General features: G+C 55.2%; 21 protein-coding genes and 2 tRNA genes. 4 read left to right on the plus strand and 19 right to left on the minus strand.

Annotated elements, in window-relative coordinates; genetic code table 11:
• Nucleotides 1-4: 4 nt before the first annotated feature.
• Both ACH3PB_RS09780 and ACH3PB_RS09785 read right to left on the minus strand, forming a co-directional pair.
• Nucleotides 5-880 (minus strand): alpha/beta fold hydrolase, encoded by an 876-nt coding sequence (locus tag ACH3PB_RS09780; RefSeq protein ID WP_416399288.1) that lies wholly within the window; start codon nucleotides 878-880, stop codon nucleotides 5-7.
• Nucleotides 877-1,929, minus strand: a complete 1,053-nt coding sequence (locus ACH3PB_RS09785) for a M14 family zinc carboxypeptidase (protein ID WP_416399289.1) — start codon at nucleotides 1,927-1,929, stop codon at nucleotides 877-879. The genes ACH3PB_RS09780 and ACH3PB_RS09785 overlap by 4 nt, the downstream gene beginning before the upstream one ends.
• A 189-nt stretch (nucleotides 1,930-2,118) precedes the next feature.
• On the opposite strand from ACH3PB_RS09785, the gene ACH3PB_RS09790 reads away from it, so the two are divergent.
• Together ACH3PB_RS09790 and ACH3PB_RS09795 are read left to right on the plus strand one after the other, a co-directional pair.
• Entirely contained in the window at nucleotides 2,119-2,529 is a 411-nt protein-coding gene (locus tag ACH3PB_RS09790) for a flavodoxin family protein (protein WP_416399290.1), read from the plus strand.
• A gap of 101 nt (nucleotides 2,530-2,630) precedes the next feature.
• Complete coding sequence (locus tag ACH3PB_RS09795) at nucleotides 2,631-3,332, plus strand: glutathione S-transferase (protein ID WP_416399291.1); 702 nt, start codon at nucleotides 2,631-2,633, stop codon at nucleotides 3,330-3,332.
• A gap of 51 nt (nucleotides 3,333-3,383) precedes the next feature.
• On the opposite strand, the gene ACH3PB_RS09800 is transcribed toward ACH3PB_RS09795, so the two are convergent.
• From ACH3PB_RS09800 to dapA, 7 genes are all read right to left on the minus strand, one after another.
• A tRNA-Val gene (locus tag ACH3PB_RS09800) sits at nucleotides 3,384-3,460 on the minus strand.
• A 118-nt stretch (nucleotides 3,461-3,578) separates the two neighbouring features.
• Nucleotides 3,579-4,094 carry a molybdenum cofactor biosynthesis protein B gene (moaB, locus tag ACH3PB_RS09805; protein ID WP_416399292.1) on the minus strand — a complete coding sequence of 172 codons (516 nt, stop codon included), beginning with the start codon at nucleotides 4,092-4,094 and terminating at the stop codon, nucleotides 3,579-3,581.
• Nucleotides 4,095-4,100: 6 nt separating this feature from the next.
• Nucleotides 4,101-5,108 carry an NAD-dependent epimerase gene (locus tag ACH3PB_RS09810; RefSeq protein WP_416399293.1) on the minus strand — a complete coding sequence of 336 codons (1,008 nt, stop codon included), beginning with the start codon at nucleotides 5,106-5,108 and terminating at the stop codon, nucleotides 4,101-4,103.
• Between the two features lie 31 nt (nucleotides 5,109-5,139).
• Nucleotides 5,140-5,952 carry a TIGR04219 family outer membrane beta-barrel protein gene (locus ACH3PB_RS09815; RefSeq protein ID WP_416399294.1) on the minus strand — a complete coding sequence of 271 codons (813 nt, stop codon included), beginning with the start codon at nucleotides 5,950-5,952 and terminating at the stop codon, nucleotides 5,140-5,142.
• A 56-nt stretch (nucleotides 5,953-6,008) separates the two neighbouring features.
• The gene (gene purC, locus ACH3PB_RS09820; RefSeq protein ID WP_416399439.1) at nucleotides 6,009-6,746 is read right to left on the minus strand and encodes a phosphoribosylaminoimidazolesuccinocarboxamide synthase; all 738 of its coding nucleotides are present in this window, start codon (nucleotides 6,744-6,746) and stop codon (nucleotides 6,009-6,011) included.
• 5 nt (nucleotides 6,747-6,751) lie between these two features.
• Nucleotides 6,752-7,876 carry an outer membrane protein assembly factor BamC gene (gene bamC, locus ACH3PB_RS09825; protein WP_416399295.1) on the minus strand — a complete coding sequence of 375 codons (1,125 nt, stop codon included), beginning with the start codon at nucleotides 7,874-7,876 and terminating at the stop codon, nucleotides 6,752-6,754.
• Between the two features lie 56 nt (nucleotides 7,877-7,932).
• Nucleotides 7,933-8,811, minus strand: coding sequence for a 4-hydroxy-tetrahydrodipicolinate synthase (gene dapA, locus ACH3PB_RS09830; RefSeq protein WP_416399296.1), 879 nt, complete (start codon nucleotides 8,809-8,811; stop codon nucleotides 7,933-7,935).
• Between the two features lie 163 nt (nucleotides 8,812-8,974).
• On the opposite strand from dapA, the gene ACH3PB_RS09835 reads away from it, so the two are divergent.
• A complete protein-coding gene (locus ACH3PB_RS09835) occupies nucleotides 8,975-9,466 on the plus strand; it encodes a peroxiredoxin (protein WP_416399297.1) in 492 nt (163 codons plus the stop codon).
• An 8-nt stretch (nucleotides 9,467-9,474) separates the two neighbouring features.
• On the opposite strand, the gene ACH3PB_RS09840 is transcribed toward ACH3PB_RS09835, so the two are convergent.
• Together ACH3PB_RS09840 and ACH3PB_RS09845 are read right to left on the minus strand one after the other, a co-directional pair.
• Complete coding sequence (locus tag ACH3PB_RS09840; protein ID WP_416399298.1) at nucleotides 9,475-10,557, minus strand: AI-2E family transporter; 1,083 nt, start codon at nucleotides 10,555-10,557, stop codon at nucleotides 9,475-9,477.
• Complete coding sequence (locus tag ACH3PB_RS09845; protein WP_416399299.1) at nucleotides 10,550-10,882, minus strand: sulfurtransferase TusA family protein; 333 nt, start codon at nucleotides 10,880-10,882, stop codon at nucleotides 10,550-10,552. Before ACH3PB_RS09845 ends, ACH3PB_RS09840 begins: the two co-directional genes overlap by 8 nt.
• 142 nt (nucleotides 10,883-11,024) lie before the next feature.
• On the opposite strand from ACH3PB_RS09845, the gene ACH3PB_RS09850 reads away from it, so the two are divergent.
• Entirely contained in the window at nucleotides 11,025-12,599 is a 1,575-nt protein-coding gene (locus ACH3PB_RS09850) for a M48 family metalloprotease (RefSeq protein ID WP_416399300.1), read from the plus strand.
• A gap of 26 nt (nucleotides 12,600-12,625) precedes the next feature.
• Here the strand turns inward: ACH3PB_RS09850 and nadA are convergent, their stop codons facing one another.
• The 8 genes from nadA to tolQ all read right to left on the minus strand — a co-directional run bounded on the left by nadA (nucleotide 12,626) and on the right by tolQ (nucleotide 19,196).
• Nucleotides 12,626-13,705: a quinolinate synthase NadA gene (gene nadA / locus ACH3PB_RS09855; protein ID WP_416399301.1), complete on the minus strand. Its 1,080-nt coding sequence runs from the start codon at nucleotides 13,703-13,705 to the stop codon at nucleotides 12,626-12,628.
• A 223-nt stretch (nucleotides 13,706-13,928) separates the two neighbouring features.
• Nucleotides 13,929-14,004, minus strand: a tRNA-Lys gene (locus ACH3PB_RS09860).
• Nucleotides 14,005-14,085: 81 nt separating this feature from the next.
• Entirely contained in the window at nucleotides 14,086-14,922 is an 837-nt protein-coding gene (gene ybgF / locus ACH3PB_RS09865) for a tol-pal system protein YbgF (RefSeq protein WP_416399302.1), read from the minus strand.
• 30 nt (nucleotides 14,923-14,952) lie between these two features.
• Nucleotides 14,953-15,513 carry a peptidoglycan-associated lipoprotein Pal gene (gene pal / locus ACH3PB_RS09870; protein WP_416399303.1) on the minus strand — a complete coding sequence of 187 codons (561 nt, stop codon included), beginning with the start codon at nucleotides 15,511-15,513 and terminating at the stop codon, nucleotides 14,953-14,955.
• Between the two features lie 57 nt (nucleotides 15,514-15,570).
• Nucleotides 15,571-16,893, minus strand: a complete 1,323-nt coding sequence (gene tolB, locus ACH3PB_RS09875) for a Tol-Pal system beta propeller repeat protein TolB (RefSeq protein WP_416399304.1) — start codon at nucleotides 16,891-16,893, stop codon at nucleotides 15,571-15,573.
• 36 nt (nucleotides 16,894-16,929) lie between these two features.
• Nucleotides 16,930-18,012, minus strand: a complete 1,083-nt coding sequence (gene tolA / locus ACH3PB_RS09880; RefSeq protein ID WP_416399305.1) for a cell envelope integrity protein TolA — start codon at nucleotides 18,010-18,012, stop codon at nucleotides 16,930-16,932.
• 2 nt (nucleotides 18,013-18,014) lie between these two features.
• The gene (tolR, locus tag ACH3PB_RS09885) at nucleotides 18,015-18,440 is read right to left on the minus strand and encodes a protein TolR (RefSeq protein ID WP_344803483.1); all 426 of its coding nucleotides are present in this window, start codon (nucleotides 18,438-18,440) and stop codon (nucleotides 18,015-18,017) included.
• An 81-nt stretch (nucleotides 18,441-18,521) separates the two neighbouring features.
• Complete coding sequence (gene tolQ, locus ACH3PB_RS09890) at nucleotides 18,522-19,196, minus strand: protein TolQ (protein WP_416399306.1); 675 nt, start codon at nucleotides 19,194-19,196, stop codon at nucleotides 18,522-18,524.
• Nucleotides 19,197-19,236 lie beyond the last annotated feature (40 nt).

The raw sequence follows: 19,236 nt of genomic DNA on the forward strand, positions 1-19,236 counted from the left end.
GCGGTTATTTCGGGCTGGGCTCTGCCGCTTTTTTGAGCGGCCAATGGCTGTTATACCACGAAGCCAGCGCTTCAGCTAACCACTCAGGATCTTCTACCGGAAGATCGTGGCCGGCCTCGGGATGTGTGAGCAGCTTCTGTCGCCATGCCGTCGCCAGGCGCTCTGAGCAGACAGGGTGGACGAGGGCATCGCCCAGGCTTCTCAACACAAGACAGGGTATCTGGAGTGGCGCCCGCAGAGGGTCTCTGTAGGCAGCGGCTGCGCGTAGCTGACGAAGTGCGTTAGCTGGCGCCACTGGCTGCGCCTCGGTCCATCGCACCCACTGCTCGAGTCGGGCCTCAGCGTGGAACTCCGGCCTCAATGTCAGCTGCATGATGAAACGTTCCAAGCTGCGGATAGCTGCCGTCTCGCCAGAACGCCTCACGAGCGTCGTGGTCAGGCGGGTGAGTATCCGAAGCCAGTTGTTGACCCGCAAGCGCTCCCAGGGATAGGCGTGCGGTCGCATGCTTGAATTGATGCAGACGAGGCCAACGATTTCGTCAGGATGGCGGTGGACCCACTCAGCCGCCAGCATGCCACCCATGGATATGCCGATGAGCAGCAGCGGGCCACCGTCTACCTCCTCTCGAATCGCCTGCATCATCTGGGTAATCGTGGCTGGGGTCCGCTCCACGCATCGGCGCCCATTTCCGGGTAAATCCGGCGCAATTATTACAGGAGCCCCTGAACTCGATGGGTTGGCGACTGCGGCTTCCCGAAGCTTATGACTCAGTACTGCAGGAAAGGCCTCCCAATGGCGTCCATCCCGCATCCATCCGCGCAGGAGCACGATGGTCGGTGGCCCTGTCATGACTGCGGCCCGACCGCTTGCTACAGTCATGACGGCGTGTACCAGAGCTGACGCGCTGCGGCTTCGAAAGCCAGGCGATCGTTTGAGACCGGCAGCCAATTGGCGTGAGAGCGGACTGCATCTTTCATGAAATCGAAGAAGGTGAGATGACGGCGCAGCACACGCTCGAGACGATGCGGCATGATTGGATGGAAGAAGCCGAGTAGTTGGGTAAGCTGACGCGGGTTTTTCCGAATCCACTGCCAGGAACCCAGCTCCATCGTCAGCGGCAGGAAGCAGCGCTTTTCTGCAAGCGCCAATTGGTAGAGATAGTCCCAGAGGTCGCCATGCGTGTTATAGACGTTCGCCTGGGGCTCGAAGGTGTAGATGTTATGCGGGTAGGTTTCGGCAAGCAGCTTGTGAAATGCAAAGACCTCGGCAATATGCACTATGGGCTCCTTGCTGCAGGCGTAAGGAAACCAGAGTTGATCCTTGAAGCCAAAACCGGAGTGGCAGTCGAGGACCATGCTGAACGGCGCGGTGAACAGATGAGCGCGGGCGAAATCGCAGAGCGCTTGCGCTTCGGGTTCAAGCTGATCAGGATTGCCACGAAACCAGGGTAGCTTGCGGCTTAAACGCTGACCACCGAGTAAGGGCGGCACCGTGATGCTGGCTTCGACAGGCGCGTTGCGCATGAGATCCACACCAGCAGCATTGGCTCTCGAGTTGAGCCACATACCACTGGGGTTCATGGCTGGGAGCACCCACAGCTGCACCTCGTTCAACTCTGCCCTCAGCGCGTCGTCCCAGCGTAATCGCGCCAGCAAGGTTCGTACGAATGCCAGTATGATCTCGGTACCGATGCGCTCAATACCGTGAATACCGCCGACTAGTGCCAGCGCCGGTTTCGAACTGTCGGCGCGACCGATCTTCATGGCGTAGATAGGCAGCTCGTGCTGCTTTACACTTACCGTGTCGAGCAACTGTAGCTCACAGCTACGAGGATTGTGCTCGGCCATCAGTCTAAGCACTTCGAGCTCGGGTACTTTGTCCCGACTTCTGGATGAGAGCTTGCGCATTCTGGTGGCCAGATTGGCCATTATCAACCTCCTGTTCGCTGGTGGTTTGAAGCTGGTGATGAAACTTGCTCGAGCTTTCGGGCGACAGTAGCAGCCTACTCTGTCTGCGCCCACCTTAGTTGCGCCTGTCTGACATTGCGAGATCACATGACAACAGACCAGAAGCACTTGCTGATCGTGTCGCACCACCCATCCAGGAACACGCAAGCGATGCAACAGGCACTGCTGCGGGGTGCAGTTGACGACACTATTGAAGCCGTAAGCACTGATGTCCGCTCACCATTTGATACGGCGGCCGAGCATGTATGCGCTGCTGATGCCATCATTCTGTTTACCCCGGAAAACCTCGGTTATATGAGCGGCGCACTGAAAGACTTCTTCGACCGAATCTATTACCCCTGCCTTGAACACACCCAAGGCAAGCCCTACGCACTGCTAGTGCGCGCTGGACACGACGGCACGGGCACCTGCCGTGGCGTAACCAGCATCACGACGGGACTGCGGTGGCGGGAAATCCGTCCGCCGACGGTTTGTAGAGGTGACTTTAGTTCGGATTTTATTGAAAACGCGCGAGAACTTGGGCTGATAGTGGCCGCAAGCCTGGATAATGGTCTGATATGAGAACCACTCCCGCACATAGTAAGAATCCTCAAAACTGGCTGGGGCGTATTACTACCCTTCGTCGCAGCGGATTTTCGCTCAAACACACAGGATACTAAGAAATGATTACCGTTCATCATCTGAATAACTCGCGTTCGCAGCGCATACTCTGGCTACTGGAAGAACTGGGCCTGGAGTACGAGGTCAAGCGATACGAGCGCGACCCGAAGACAATGGCCGCACCAGAGTCACTGAAGCAAGTTCATCCGCTGGGCAAGTCACCGGTCATTACAGACGATGCCACTGGCCAGACCATCGCCGAGTCAGGTGCAATCGTCGAATACCTTGCGGAATCCTATGGCAGCAAGGACAGGAGCGATGCGCCGCTACTGCCGGAGCGTAAGGGCGGCAAACTTGATAAAGCTTACTGGGACTGCCGCTATTGGCTGCATTACGCAGAAGGCTCGCTGATGCCGCCTCTGCTGGTAGGACTGATCACTGCAAAGCTGCGGGCAACGAAAATGCCATTCCTGGTAAAACCCGTGGCCAATAAGATTGCCGAGCAGATCGACAGGAGCTTCACTCAGCCCCGACTGAAGGAGCATTTCAGCTTCGTGAACGAACATCTGGCTGGCAAAACCTGGTTTGCCGGTGATCACCTGACAGCAGCCGACATACAGATGAGCTTTCCGCTGGAAGCCGCAGCGGCCCGAGGACTAATCGACGGCAAGTATCCAAACATCAGGCAATTTGTCGACATGATTCACGCACGACCTGCTTACAAGGCTGCGCTGGAAAGCGGCGGCGATTATGACTATGCATGAAGGCCTGAAACGGCCGGGACTAATGAACTGGGTAGGCTTGAACTAAGAAATTGGTAGGACCGACCAGATTCGAACTGGTGACCTCCACGATGTCAACGTGGCGCTCTAACCAACTGAGCTACGGTCCTACTGAGGGCGTGTATTTAAGCAAATTCGGACCTGCCGTTCAAGCCGCCAATCGCCGAAATATGAGAATATTTAGCCCGTCTGAGCAGTTAATTGCACAAACGGGCGTGCCTGCTCTCTTCAGGCCGTGAGCATACCCACAAAATTGCACGGTTTATGACTGCTATTGAGCTGTTCGCTGAGAATTCGGTTCCAGGCCGTTTTACAGGCGCCGGTTGACCCAGGCAGGCAGAAGATCAGCGTGCGATTGGCAAGGCCCGCCACACAGCGTGACTGGATGGTCGAAGTGCCAATTTCCTCATATGAAAGCTGGCGGAATAACTCGCCAAAGCCGTCGATGCTCTTGTCGAACAGGGGTTGCAAGGCTTCTGGGGTGCTGTCCCGTGAATGAAACCCTGTGCCCCCAGTCACGATAACGACCTGAACGTCAGGGTCCGCGATCCAATTCGAAACCACCGCACGCATCATGTAGACATCATCTTTGACGATTGCACGGTCTTCAAGCGAGTGACCATCTTCAAGTAGCATTGTCACCAGTGCATCGCCGGAAGTATCGTTACTCGCGTCGCGGGTATCTGAAACCGTCAGCACGGCGATATTCAGCGTCTTCTCGGTGGTGGATGCTGTATTGCTCATCTCATGTCAAACCTTGTAGTAGTCTCTGTACCAGTCAACGAAACGGGAGATACCTTCTTCAACCGGCGTTGCAGGTTTGTAGCCAACATCGTCGATGAGTGCCTGGACATCGGCAAAGGTCGCCGGCACATCGCCCGGTTGCAGTGGCAGCAGGTTTCGCTCCGCTTTTTTGCCCAAGCATGACTCGAGAATTTCAATATATCGCGACAGCTCGACGGGGTTGTTGCTACCGATATTGTAGACACGGTAAGGCACTCTGCTCGTGCCAGGATCCGGATCAGCCCCACTCCAGTTCTCGTTAGGCGTAGCGATATGGTCAGAGGTTCGAATCACGCCTTCGACGATGTCATCGATATAGGTGAAATCGCGCTTGTGCTTGCCATAGTTGAACACGTCGATCGGCTCACCGGCCAGAATGCGCTTGGTAAAAATGAACAGTGCCATATCAGGCCGGCCCCAGGGACCATAGACCGTAAAGAAGCGCAAGCCGGTTGTTGGCAATCCGAATAGCGAGCTATAGGTGTGCGACATCAATTCGTTCGACTTCTTTGTCGCGGCATACAGCGACAAAGGATGGTCCACGTTATCGTGAATCGAGAACGGCATGGTTTCGTTGGCACCGTACACCGAACTGCTCGAAGCATAGGTGAGATGCTGAACGTCGTGATGCCTGCATGCTTCGAGTATATTCATGTGGCCAACCAGATTGGCGGTCACATAAGCATGCGGATTCGTAATGGAGTAGCGAACTCCGGCCTGTGCAGCCAGATGAATCACCCGATCAGGTCGGTACTTCTGGAAGGCTGCGTTTACGGCCTCGGCATCAGCAATGTCGATGCGCAGATCCGTGAAGGCCTTGTTAGACGTAAGCCTGGCCAGCCGCGCTTCCTTGAGCGAGACCTCATAATAATCATTCAGATTATCGATGCCGATGACTTCGTCGCCTCGCGCCATCAATCTCAGGGCAACATGTGACCCAATAAATCCGGCCGTACCCGTAATCAGTACTTTCATCTTCCCTGCTCCTCAGCCAAGAAATTCACAATCAGAAGCTGAGACCAACGCCCAGGAACGGACCACCGAGCGTCATGTCGGCATCTACATTATCAACATCGTCAAGCTTGATCTGCAGCTCGCGCCAACCCACTGTCACATCAACCATATTCAGCTCATAATTCAGTGCCAGATTGGCGTCGACGATGCTGTTACCCGAATATCCGATACCGGCCACAGAGGCATAGGCAGAGAGCCCGGTCAGCGGCAGATTCAGACCCGCGCCACCATAAAGCATCGGAATCACGGCCTTGAACTCTTCTTCGACACGATTGGCAGTACCATCCTTCTCGCGGATCGTGATCTTACCATCGACAAATTTCGCCTGAAGGCCGAAATCGATGTGCACGACGGTATCAAGCAGCTCCCAAAACACGATCGCATCGGCCTGGTTCAGCTGCAAGCTATTACTGGTGCGTCCATTGATAGCGACACCGTCAAAGAATTTCGCTGTAACGGTACCCGTGCCATCCTGATCTACCGCCGAGTACTGCACCCTGACGTTGGGAATCAAGGGAATCGGGTTCTCGAACATGGCAAAAGCCGAGAAGTTGAAACCATCGTCAAAACCCAACTCGTCCTCGAGCTGAAAATCGCCGCCACCTGAGCTGATATCTCCAGTGATCCCGGTATACCAGGTACTGGCACCGAGCGATAAGCCCAGCAGATCGGCCTGTGCAGGAGAGGCCAGGACCGCCGCGGCGAGCAATGGCAAGCCGTATCGGACCTTCGAGAAACGAGAGACTGATTCGGACGCCTTGGATTGGCTCGTAGAGACGCGTTCAAGCATTAGTGTTCTGGACATGGGTGCACCTTGTTCATTATTTTGAATTGGAAGCACGAGCACTGAATAACAGCGCTCTACTTTCCCGTCTTCTGGTCCTGGCTCAGGTCTACGCCAAGACGACCGGCAACTTCCTTATAATAGTCGACAACCTGGCCAAGGTTTTGACGAAAACGGTCCTTATCCATTTTCTCACCGCTCACGCTGTCCCAGATTCGGCAACCATCCGGACTAAACTCATCGCCCAGGCAAATTGTTCCATCTCCGGCGACGCCAAACTCGAGTTTGAAATCGACCAGCGTCATATTCGCTTTCGCGAATAGCTCGACCAGGTGCTTGTTCACCTCGAGCGAAAGCCGCTTCATTTCGTCAAGCTGGGCCTGACTCGCCATGTTCAGCGTTACGACCAGAGAATCATTCACCATAGGGTCGTGCAAGGCGTCATTCTTGACGAACAGTTCATAGGTGCTCGGCTTCAGCGGCAGGCCTTCCGTGAGACCCAGACGCTTGACCAGACTGCCTGCGGCAAAATTGCGAACTACCGATTCCACCGGAATCATGGTCAGGCGGCGGACAAGTGAATCAGTGGCCGATAGCTTTTTCTGGAAATGAACGGGTATGCCCTTATCAGCCAGGTAGCTCATGACGAAGGCATTGATACTGTTATTGATCACGCCCTTGTCTGCGAGCTGCTCCTTGCGAATACCATCAAAGGCCGAAGTATCGTCGCGAAAATGCATGATGACCAGGTCGGTGTCAGCCGTTGCATAAATGTCTTTCGCCTTGCCCGAATACAGCTTCTCGGTTTTTTTCAATTCCATCAGCCTAGCTTCTCCATCACTTCATTCAGGATCGTTAAGGAATCCGCCCGATGCTGCTCGTTGCCGCTCAGGGTGGAAATATCGAAAGGCACGCCTGCAGTTCGCGGCAGCACGTAAACTCGCAGCTCGTCCGATACACGCCTCAGCTCGATCTGAAAGTTGTATTCGTCCGAAAGACGATCGGTATCGCTGTCTTCGTCATCGCTGAACCAAGAGGCCATGAAGCCTGGCTCTTCGTTGCTGCGGGACTCGTCATACTGTATGTATAGACGGCCATTTGCCCGATTCTGGTCGATAAGATCGAAGCGAGTCTTCTGGACGGCTTGTTCAAGCTCGAACCATGCCCGCCCCTCGCCAAGCTTGACCTGAATGTAGGGAACGGTCAGCCCTTCAGTAAGCAGCTTGACGCGCTGCTCGCTATCGATGCGCTGGGCGACTAACGAGTAGGTGTTGTAATCGGAAACACTCTGACTCAATCCATAAGCTAAAGATTTCAGCATGAGTTCAGGGCTCCGGCCCGGCTCCAGCGTCTCTTCGCCAGCGCCATCGGCAGCCGAACTGCGGCTAAGTCTGTAGTCCAGTGACTGTACTCGAATTTCGGAACTTTTCTTCTTCAGGCCCTGGGTGACTTCAACTTCCATGGCCACAGAACCTGTTGGATCAGATGCAGGCATGCTTAGCTTGTGACGGCGAGTCCAGGACGATGCCTTGGCAGAGGTCGCAGGAAATTCGACGACCATGACGCCCTCCTCGATCCTGTCTTCGCTGACATCAGCACCATGCGATTCCCAGTATTGTTTCATTGCCGGCCAGATACGACCAGGCGGCTCTGAGGTAGACAACCAGACGGCATCGTCCGACTTGCGCACACTGAAAAGCGATTCACTGATTTCACTCTGCGGTTGCGGTGCTGCCGGGACTTTGAAGCTGCCCTTGGCGATGAAGGCTTTTTCAGCTTCAGGGATCGGGTAGCGGTCGTCTAGCGCAACTTTGCCTTCGAATGGCTCCGGGATGACCAGCGGCTCGGCCGGCTTGACGGTCATATAGCGGTCGCTGCGGTCTTCAACCCACGAGCAGGCTGAGGCGCCAAATAATACGGTGCCCAGCATAATATTGCGTAGCAAGTGGGTGCCCGACAGAGCGCATCTTGCAGTACGGGAGAAAACAGACATGGTAGTACTCAAGGTACGAGATCGAAAATGCGAAGCGCGTCCCGCACCTGCTGATGATATTGCGGTTGCAGGGGCGTGAGAGGCAGACGAATCCCCCCTTCCATGATACCCATTTCGGTGAGCGCCCATTTAACCGGAATGGGGTTGGCTTCGAGGAACATCGCACGATGCAGCGGCTGGAGCTGGTCCTGAAGAGTACGCGCTGCGTCGGACTCACCTTCGAGCGCCAACCTGCACAGACGTGACATCATCTTCGGGCAGACGTTTGCTGTGACGCTGATGTTACCCGCCGCACCACTGAGGATAAGCTCCACGGCAGTGCCGTCATCACCCGAGTACACAGCGAAATTGTCTGGCGCACCAGCAATCAGTTCGCGCCCTCGCTTGAGGTCTCCCGTTGCGTCCTTGATCCCGACAATGTTTTCGTGCTCCGCGAGCTGGAGTGCAGTGTCGTTATGAATGTCGCAAACGGTCCGGCCGGGCACGTTGTACAGGATCTGAGGAATCTGAACAGCATCGGCAATAGCTGTGTAATGCGCGAGGATGCCATTCTGGCTAGGCTTGTTGTAATACGGCGCCACCAGCAAACAGGCGTCAGCGCCGGCGCTATGCGCCTGCCGAGTGAGATGGATAGCCTCTTTGGTAGAGTTGGCACCGGTACCGGCGATAACGCTGATTCGACCATTTACCTTTTCAACGACGAAGCGCAAGACGGTGGCGTGCTCGGCGAAGTCGAGTGTTGCCGACTCTCCTGTGGTGCCTACAGCCACTATGGCGTTTGTGCCATTGACGATATGGTGTTCGATGAGTCGTGCAAGCGCGTCCCAATCGAGTTCGCCAGCAGACAGCATTGGAGTGACCAGGGCAACGATGCTCCCAGTGATCATGAACGGACTCCCAAGAATTTGAAGACAATCAGCCTGGATGTTGAGACCGATTCAAAGAAGTAGCGTATGTTACTGCCGAGCTCAGCAGGAAACAAGCTGAGACTCGGGCGTAGCAGGAATGCGCCGCGCCTGTAAAATCAAGCTCCGGAGAAGGAAGCAAGTTATGAAAATTGGCGACACCCTCCCCCCAGTCAGTGTGGACGTGACACCACGCACCAAGCCTGGTGCCGACCAGCTGGACCTGTTATCGCTCAAAGGTCATCCACTGGTACTGTTCTTCTACCCAAAGGACAATACGCCCGGCTGCACCACTGAAGCCCAGGACTTTGCCAAACATTACGAAGAATTCAAGTCGACACGCACGCAGATATACGGCGTGTCACGCGACGGCCTGCGCTCGCACAACAACTTCAAGACCAAACTCGAGCTGCCGTTCGATCTCATCAGCGATCCCGACGAGTCACTGTGCCGGCACTTCGGCGTCATCAAACTGAAGAAGCTCTATGGCAAGGAACATATGGGGGTCGAACGTTCGACATTCCTGTTCGATCCTTCCGGAAAGCTGATCAGGGAGTGGCGCGGTGTGAAGGTCAAGGATCACGTTGCCGAAGTGCTCGAGGCCGTGAAAGGCTCGACCCTCGTTGAAAACGCCTGAGGCAGCTTTCAAATTTCGGTCGTGATATTACCATCGTAGGCGAGCGGCGCTGTGGGCCAGGCAGATATGATTGCCTTCAGCAGCGTGGCCAGGGGTATCGCAAAGAAGACGCCCCAAAGCCCCCACATGGCACCAAAGAACAGCACACTCACGATAATAACCACCGGATGCAGGTTCACCACCTCTGAAAACAGCAGCGGCACGAGCACGTTGCCGTCGAGCGCCTGGATGATGCCGTACACGGTCATGACCCAGATGAACTCACTGCCCCAGCCAAACTGAAATATGCTCACCAGTGCTACCGGAATAGTAACGACTGCAGCACCAACGTAAGGCACGACCACCGACAGGCCGACGAGCAGGGCCAGAAGCGCTGCATAGTTAACGCCCATCAGCACGAAGGCGACGTAAGTCGCAGCGCCGACGATCACGATTTCCAGCACCTTGCCGCGAATGTAGTTGGCAAACTGCTGATTGGCTTCGGTCCAGATGGTATTCATCAATTTGCGTTTCGCTGGCAGGCGTCGAGACAGCCAACCAACTAGCAGATCCCTGTCCTTCAGCATGAAAAACACCAGTATCGGGACCAGCACAGCGTAAATGAGTATCCCGATCAGGGCTGGGATGCTGGAGGAAATCGAACTCACGACCCACTGCCCCATTGCGCTCGCCTCGGTCGCAATCTGGCGATAGAACTCGCCGATCTGCTCCTTCGACAGATATTCCGGGTAGCGTAGCGCCAGCTGATCGATCTGTGCCTGCGCACCGCTCAGCATTTTCGGCAACTCCTTGACCAGCTCGGTCGTCTGCGAAAACAGCAATGGCAAGAGCAGGAATATCGACGCCAGTGTCAGACTCAGGAATATCAGGAAAACCACTATCGTCGCGGCCAGATGCGGCATGCCAAGGCGTTTGAGCCGCGCTACCACACCTTGCAATACATAGGCGATGACGAGCGATGCCAGAACGGGCGCCAATGCAGAGCCGAAGTTAATGACCAGCGCGAGCACGAGCACAAGGAGCAGCAGCAGGATGACCGCTTCTTCGTCTGAAAAATACTTATGAAACCACGAACGAAGAACTTTAATCATTGGGCAACGATGACTCGGTTGTAGGTTGGGCGACCTGCGCCTGTTCGTGAATAATATGATAGATGAAGCACTCGCCTTCCACCCGCATCTCGATCAGATCGAAGTGACTGAGGCGCATGAAGGCTGGAAAGTCCTTGCGCGTTCCAGCATCGTCAGCCGTTACTTCAAGCATTTCGTTGGGCGCAAGCGTCTTCAGGGCGAGCTTTGTTTTCAGCAGCGGCATCGGGCATCGCAGCCCACGCAGGTCGAGTTTCCGCACCGTTGTAGGGGAAACCGGGGAGATTGCTGATGACTCGCGTCCACTTTTTTGACTAGACTGATCCATTACTCGTTTTTCCAGCTGAACATGCCTTCAGCATATTGTGGATTGAAGTAAAATACACGGTTACGGCAGGGTTTAATTAGTAAGCATCTGTTAAAAGACCAGGAGAGCGCCCGCTCGGCCTTCCTGAATTGAGGTCCTTCCATTGCTGTTCAACTCTACCAGTACCAGTACACGAAAACATAGCACCAGATCCAGCGTATGGTCGCTGCCGACCTGCCTGCTGCTGTTCGTGTGTGGTGTGTTTTTCAATACTCAGTCCTTGGCGCGCGAGCTGCCGAATCTTGGCGATGGCAGTTCTGCTATCAGCCTGTCCGAAGAGCGTCAGCTTGGCGAGATCTGGTTGCAGAAGCTCCGCGGCGGCATGCCGCAGGTTCAGGACTGGTATGTGCAGCAGTACGTCAGGGACCTTGCCTTCGTTCTGTTGCCGAATTCAGGCCTCTCCTACAGCTCAAGTGGCGCTGGCGGCTTCACTGAAGGTCGTTTGAATGCCACCGAGATCAAGGTGATCGTCGTCGATTCAGCAGCGCTCAATGCCTTTGCCGTGCCGGGCGGGATCGTGGGCGTCAACGCAGGACTGTTCCTGTATGCCCAGAGCGAGGAAGAGTTTGCGAGTGTCCTGGCACACGAACTGTCGCATCTCAGTCAACGTCATTTTGCGCGAAGGCAGGAAAACAGTCGCGCAAATGCCGCCTTGAGCATAGCCAGCCTGGTTGCCTCGATTATCGTCGCTGCAACGGCTGGCGGTCAGGCAGGCATGGCAGCCCTCGCTGGCTCGCAGGCTTATTCCATGAATCGAGTGCTTGCCTACAGTCGTGATGCCGAGCGCGAGGCCGATCGGTTCGGCCTGCAAACGATGATTGCCAGCGGCATGGATGCCCACAGCATGGTCTACATGTTCAAACGCATGTCCGAAGCCAGCCGCTTCTCCAATCAGGTGCCAGAGTATCTGCGCACGCACCCCCTTACGGAAAATCGCCTGTCCGACATGGCTGCCTATGCGGCCAATGCGCCACGCGGGGTTTACAAGGAGCAGGCCGACTATTATTTCGCGCAGGCTCGGGCGCGCATCGTGCTGGCCAGCGACAATCGTGCCGCCTTCGACTTTTTTGAGCAGAACCTGAAGGACGCAAGAAACCTGCAAGCCGAAGGCTACCGCTATGGCAAGGTCTTCGCCGCCATAAAGACTGCTGACAAGGCCATCATCAAGGCCCAGGAAGATGAACTGAAGCAACTCAAGAAGAACTATGGATTTTCAGTGGCCGTTGCCCTGCTCGAAGCCGAGTGGTACGCCGCGCTGGATGAAAAGGAGAAGGCAGTCGAGACCCTGAAATCCATGATCGGCCGGGCACCAGGTAATTATCCCCTGCTACGCACGCTGTCGGATATCGAGTATGAGCGCAGGAACTACAAGGCAGCGATCGAGCCACTGGAGCAGCTGTCGAAACGCCATCCGGACGAACCGTCTCTCTGGTATGACCTGGCTGAGCTATATGGCCTTGTGGGCAACATACAGGCCGTACACATGGCTCGCGCCGAATATTTCCTGCTTAACGGCCGCCTGAAGAACGCAGACAGTCAGCTACAGCGAGCACTCGAGAAGAGCAGCGAATATCGCGAGAAGTCACTCATACAGAACAAGATCAATGAAGTGCAATCCATGGCCCAACTACATGCCAAGATTCTTGGCCGACCGGCAGAACTTACCGATCAGCCCTGACCCCCGAAGCGCTGACTTGCCGGCCCTTAGGGCCTGAAGTCCAGCATTCGCTGCAAGGGCACCATAGCCTGTCGACCGAGCTCCGGATCGACGATGATTTCCTGGTCCATGTTCAAGAGCACGTTTCTGAGCGACTCCAGCCCGTTCATGGCCATCCAGGGGCAATGCGCACAGCTGCGGCAGGTTGCCCCTGTGCCAGCTGTTGGCGCGGCTATGAGGACCTTGTCCGGCGCCTGCTGCTGCATCTTGTAGAAGATGCCCGCGTCGGTTGCCACGATAAAGGTCTGCTCCGATCGCTCGCGCACCGCCTTGAGCAGCTGTGAGGTGGAGCCTACAACATCAGCGAGCTCCGTTACTGCAAGCGGAGATTCCGGATGTACCAGCACAGCGGCGTCTTCATACACCCGCTTCAGATCCTTCAGCGCTTCCGCCTTGAACTCTTCATGAACGATACAGGAACCATTCCAGAGCAGCATGTCGGCTCCAGACTTCTGTTGAATGTAGCGGCCAAGGTGCTGGTCTGGCGCCCAGAGAATCGATTTTCCCTGGCTCTGTAAATGGGCACAGACGTCGACCGCGATGCTCGACGTGACCACCCAGTCTGCCCTGGCCTTCACTGCGGCAGAGGTATTGGCGTAGACCACCACAGTGCGCTCCGGATGCTGATCGCAGAAAGCGGAAAACTCGTCGATGGGGCAACCAATGTCCAGAGAGCAGGTCGCTTCGAGCGTCGGCATCAGGATTGTTTTTTCAGGACTGAGGATTTTAGCTGTCTCGCCCATGAATTTTACGCCACAAACCACAAGGGTTTCGGCTGAATGGTTGGCCCCGAACCTGGCCATTTCCAGGCTATCCGACACACATCCACCAGTCTCGTCAGCCAGAGCCTGCAAATCACCATCGGTGTAGTAGTGGGCGACGATGGCTGCGTTACGGGTCTTCAGCAGATCAATGATTTCAGCCTTGAGAGCAGCCTTACGCTCCGCGCTCAGGTCAGTCGGCTCATGTTCGCGAGCAAAATGTTCCTGCACGAGGATTCGGGCTGAGGTATCCGCACTCACGTCAGATGAGGTATGCCTGATACTGTCTGAAGAATCGTGATTCATGGTCGGGTAATTTCCAGCGCTGCGGGGAGTCAGTCGAAGGCCGGGTAAGCCCAACAACTGAAGTAAGGGCGACAACTATACCAAGAGTGCAAAAGTGTGAACAGACGGTAGCCGTGGCAGCAGCCAATCCTTCTATCCGTAATCAACGCGATGGCTGACCCGATGAACTTTCCAAAGGCAAAAAAAAGCCCCTCGTTAAAGGGGCTGATTCGTTTGGATATAATGGTGGGTCGTGATGGATTCGAACCATCGACCTACTGGTTAAAAGCCAGCTGCTCTACCAACTGAGCTAACGACCCAAACGAGGCGCTCATAATACGGATTTTGAGCTAAATGACAAGGGCAAATGTGAGAATAAAACTAAATTATTGGGCTTGAAATCAGAGCTGTTTTTTGTAGTCACCCGCGAGACGCGCTGCTGTGGTATCAGGATAACGCGCCTGGACCTCATTCAGCACCTTACGGGCCGCATCGATATCACCGAGCCTGTGCGTGGTCACACCAAGCTTGTACATGGCGTCTGGTGCTTTCCTATGCTGAGGAAACTTGCCGACAACAAGCAAAAAGGACTGCTTGGCCAGATCGAGCCTCGGAAGCACCAGGTAAACTTCGCCAAGCCAGTAGTAGGCATTCGCTGTAAGATCACTGTCCGGATGCGCCTTCACGAACGCATGAAGCGCATCGACCGCAGGTTCGTACTGACGCTGCTTGATAAGCGCGTAAGCGTCATCATAAGCCTTCCGTGCCTCAGGGCTGGCCACCTGATTGCTATCGGCCAAAACTTCTCCGGCCTCAGTAGTTGCCTGCGGATCGATGGATTCGCGAATCGCGCCGGATTCCGCTAGCGGTGGTACGACACCCGCTGCGGAACCTGCTGGGGCCTGTGAAGCTGGCTTGCTGCCTCTCCCCGAGCTTCCGGCGGCACCTGCTCCCCCCTCACCCGAAAGTTGCTGCAGACGTGAATCCAGATCGATGTAACGGGTCTTCTGCTGCTCTTCGGCCTGTTTGAGTCGATGCGTGAGCTCATCGACCTGACCACGAAGATCACGCAGCTCTTCCTTCATCTGATCGACGGAGTACAGCAGCTGCGCATTAATGGCTGCCGAGTTATCGGCAGCCCCAACTTCCGGTGACGACAGACCGGCCAGGGCTGTCAGGCTGGACAATGCCAACCCGAAGCCCATTCCGCCTAGTCCCCGGATCTTATTCACGAACATAACGCGACTCCCGGGCCTGACGACTGTCGACTAGCGATATTCCAGAACCACTCGACGGTTCTTGCTGTAGGCCTCGTCACTGCTGCCATAATTGGCAGGAAACTCTTCCCCGAAACTCACAGTTTCAACCTGAGCGTCGGAAGCACCATTGACCAGCAAGAAGCGTTCGATTGCCTTGGCGCGTCGCTCGCCGAGCGCAAGATTGTACTCTTTCGTGCCGCGCTCATCGGTGTAGCCGTTCAAGACCACAGTGGTATTGGGATTGTTGCTGAGGTAGGTGGCATGAGCTTTCAGTGGCACCTGAGCCGCCGGTTCAACGAGAGACTTGTCGAATTCGAAGTAGAACACTCTCACATCTCGAAGCGCGTCCTGTTCAGCTGTCAGGGCATCTTTCTCCTGCTGCCTGGCCTGCTCTGCGAGCTGCTCTTCGCTCAGGCCACCATTGCTACCAAAGCCAGTAGACTCACTACCATCTTCAAGGCCTACAGTATCGGCGTCGAAATCCGGCCGCTGGTCCTGTCCGGCGCAGGCTGAAAGAAAAACACCGGCAACACTGGCCAGCAGGATAGAACGCAGACCGATCATATTCATATTAGATTTTCCCTTGATGTGGCGGTAAATGAACAATTCGCTTTTCTAACCGAGAGTTCAGAGGAACGGTGACCAAGCTGGCTCCCGAACATCACCTTCTCTCGATGGCAATACATACCTGGCGCCAGTCGTCACGCCGACTACTGCCAGCATACCCCGATCGTTGTCTTTTGTGGCGTAGATTACCATATTTCCATTTGGCGCCACGCTGGGTGACTCATCCATTCTAGTGCCACTCAGCACATCGAGTTCACGCGTTTCCAGATCCATTCTTGCGACGTTGAACACGCCTTCCCGCTGGTGCACGAAAAACAGACTCTTGCCATCCATGCTGTAGCGGGGACGCGCGTTATAGCGTCCGTCAAAGGTTAGTCGTGTTTCGCCGCCGCCGCTAATATCTGTCTTGTAGATTTGCGGGCTTCCGCCCCGGTCTGAGGTGAAGACCAGCGACTTGCCATCTGGCGACCAATTGGCTTCGGTATCAATTCCCCAATTATTGGTAATTCGCTTCAGGTCACCGCTTCCAAGATCCAGCGTGTAAATTTCAGGATTGCCGTCCTTTGACAGGGTCATGGCCAGCTGACGGCCATCGGGCGACCAGGCTGGGGCACTGTTGATTCCCTGATACGCAGCAGTCTTGGTTCTCACACCGGAATTGATATCCTGAATGAAGATTGCAGGGCGACCGGTTTCGTAAGATACGTAGGCCAGTTTTTTGCCATCCGGCGACCAGGCTGGCGAAAGCACTGGACTTGGCGATTTATAAACGACCTTGGAGCGCTGGCCATCCGCATCGGCAACTTCAAGCGAGTAGATGGGCTTCTTGTTGCTGCCTTCCAGGACGACATAGGCAATCTTGGTCGAGAACACGCCTTTCGTACCCGTAAGCGCCTCGTAGATGGCATCTGCTGCAGAGTGCGCCATATCTCGTAGTGCGCTTTCCTTACCAGTGACGACCCGACCTAATATACGCTTGCGAGAGGTGACGTCATGCAGTTCGTAGCGAAGTTTCAGTGTATCAGCCTCGTCTCCCTTGCTGAGCGCACCGACCACGAGATACCGCTGCCCTAGCAGCGACCAGTCACGAAAGAAAATATCTTCTCCCTTGCTGGGAAGACTGAGGAAATTCTGTTTGCCGAGAGGCGCGAAATCACCGCTTCGTCGCAGATCTTCAGTAATGATTTCAGACGGATCCTGAGGCAGATTGCCGTTGGTTTCGTTGGCAAATGGCACCACGGCGATCGGCACAGCACCCTTGACGCCCTGCGTGATCTCGATGACCAGATCGGCGCGCGCTGCAGCCGACAGCAGCAGCGAAAGCAGTAGTGTGGCCACTACAGTTATCCTGGCAGCGGCTTTTGGCATGGTTTCGTTCAACAAACTGTCTGCACTCCTTGATTTGAATTGGGCGAAGTTCTACTTCGGCCTGAACTTGATAGTGATGTTGCGAAAATCAGCATTGAACAGTGCGGTATCTCTAGGCACTGGATATCTGGACACTGAATAGGCGGCGTTAAGCGCTGACTGATCAAAGCCGCTGTTTCCACTGCTCGATGTGATTCTCGCCGTTTTCAGTTCACCCGTCGGCAGCAGCTCAAGACGAATATCGACTTCAAGGCCGCGATTCTGGCCCGGCGGCTCAATCCAGCTGCGCTCAATTTTTTCAGTAATCTGCTGTATCAGTCGTTCACGCTCACCCGCCATCGCCTGCAGCTGGGCGTTATTGGTTTGCTGGGCGGGCTGTCTACTGGCCTGCTTGTCGAACATCTTTTCGAATTGCGCAGCTTCGTCAGCCAGCAACTGTTCCTCTGCACTCTTCCGGTTCTGCTCGGCCTTGGCCAATTCAGCCTGCCGCTCAGCTTCACGCGCCTTTTCCCTTTCCTTTCTATCAAGCTCGCGCTGCTTTTCCTGGGCTATGCGTTGTTGCTCGAGGAAAGCCTTGTTCTTCTTCTCCTGCTCGAGTTTTGCCTGGGCTTCGCGCTTTCGCTTTTCCTCATCCTTCTTCTTTTTCAATGCGAGTTCAGCAATGCGTGCCTGCTCTTTCTCTGCCGCAATTCGTGCTTTTTCGGCGGCGGCCTGATCCTTGGCCTGCTGTTCTTTCAGACGGACCACTTCCGGATCTGGCTGAGGCGGTTTAGGGGGCTTCTCCACCGGTTTGGGCTCAGGCTTTGGTTCAGGTTTTGGTTGGGGCTTAGGCTGCGGCTGGGGCTCGGGCTTTGGAGTCGGTTGCGTCGCCTGCATCATGGCTTTGAGCGTATCGTCATCAATCATGACGGCCTGAATATGGCGTGGCACCTCAATCATCTTTTGCGATGAGTCGATAGTGACCCACATCAATGCCATAAGTGCGATGTGCAGAAAAACAGACACAGCAACGGGCATGAGCCATGGCACATCGGTGGTCGTTGAGCGCGTCGCAGATTGGCTCGTCGGCTTGCCGACAGGCCGGTCATGTGAACTCGCCGTCAGATTTCGATCTGAATCAGAACCTTGAGTCATCGCTATTTGGGCTGCTCGGTAATAAGACCGACATCCTTAACGCCGGAGCTTCTCAGAATCGCCATCAGATTAACCACAGTGCCGTACGAGGCGTTGGTATCCCCACGCACAAGCACCAGCAACTGGGGATCTTCCGCTTTCTGTGCTTTCACCTTGTTGGCCAGCTCGCCAAGCTCCAGTGGCTTGCTCCGTTCTTCGCCAAGCTCAACATAGTAAGCGCCGTAGCTGTCCACGCTGACAATTAGCGGCGGCTTGTCCTGCGGTAACTGCAGGGCGTCCGAGTCCGTCTGCGGCAGGGCAACATCCACGCCCTGCATCAACATGGGCGCTGTGATCATGAAAATGACCAGCAGTACGAGCATGACATCGATATAAGGCACGACGTTGATGTCGGACATCGGCTTGCGCTTGATGCGAACAAAATCCATAAGCTGTCGGCTCCTCTAAATTCAGGCCATTAAACTTCAGGGTTGCCGGGCGCATCTAGAGCCCACGGCAAACCCATGACATCAGGCAGCAGCTTTGGTGTGGGCGCGCCGGTGGAGAATACTGGAGAATTCCTCAGCAAAGGTCTGGTAATTATTTGCGAAGGTATCAGCCTGTGAAGAGAAGCGGTTGTATGCGATAACCGCCGGGATTGCTGCGAACAGACCGATAGCCGTTGCAATCAATGCCTCGGAGATACCAGGCGCCACGCTGGCGATTGTCGCCTGCTGCAACTGCGCGAGACCTCGAAAAGAGTTCATGATACCCCAGACCGTGCCGAACAGTCCGATGTAGGGGCTGGTAGACCCGACGGTGGCCAGGAAAGAGAGATTCGATTCGAGACGCTCCATCTCACGCGTGAAGGCAACCTTCATTGCACGCTGGGTACCCTCCATGACTGCGTCAGGGTCAACACCAGTCTGCTGGCGCAAGCGTGAAAATTCCTTGAAACCCGAGCGAAAGATCTGCTCCGAGCCCGAGTGCAGATTGGGCGCGGCATTGACTTCCCTGAACAGCTGGTTCAGGTCCATACCGGACCAAAAACGTTCTTCGAACTTCTGGGTGACCCGCTTTGCCTGGCGATACACCTGTGCGCGCTGAAAGATGACCACCCACGACAGCACTGATGCCAGCAGCAGTATGATCATGACTATCTGAACCAGGATGCTAGCCTCTGAAACCAGGGACCAGATCGACATTTTATCTTCCACGCAAACGAACCTCTTTTTAAATGTTGTT

It is taken from the genome of Allohahella sp. A8, from assembly GCF_047946665.1.
In the GTDB taxonomy this organism is placed as follows: Bacteria; Pseudomonadota; Gammaproteobacteria; order Pseudomonadales; family Oleiphilaceae; genus Allohahella.